The organism is Exiguobacterium sp. J17977, from assembly GCF_018616375.1.
In the GTDB taxonomy this organism is placed as follows: Bacteria; Bacillota; Bacilli; order Exiguobacteriales; family Exiguobacteriaceae; genus Exiguobacterium; species Exiguobacterium mexicanum.
The window spans coordinates 1-299 of the sequence record NZ_JAEQBB010000022.1 but is presented as its reverse complement, the minus strand read 5'-3'; the positions used below and the strand labels follow the sequence as shown (position 1 = coordinate 299).

Here is a 299-nt window from a genome sequence, read left to right as displayed (position 1 = left end):
GGGAAGTAGCTCAGCTTGGTAGAGCACTTGGTTTGGGACCAAGGGGTCGCAGGTTCGAATCCTGTCTTCCCGACCATCATAACTTTTGGGGCCTTAGCTCAGCTGGGAGAGCGCCTGCCTTGCACGCAGGAGGTCAGCGGTTCGATCCCGCTAGGCTCCACCAATTCTTTAAACCGACGAACTTTGAAAACTGAACGATGAGGCAAAAAAAGTTTTACCATGTTTGAATGAAGCGCAAGCTTCGTCATGTTTTAAAGAGCTATATCAAATTCTTTGGAGAGTTTGATCCTGGCTCAGGA

1 tRNA gene is annotated in these 299 nt (G+C 48.8%); it reads left to right on the top strand.

The annotated features are described in order from the left end of the window. The first annotated feature begins 87 nt into the window (after positions 1–87). A tRNA-Ala gene (locus KNO58_RS15310) sits at positions 88–163 on the top strand. Positions 164–299 lie beyond the last annotated feature (136 nt).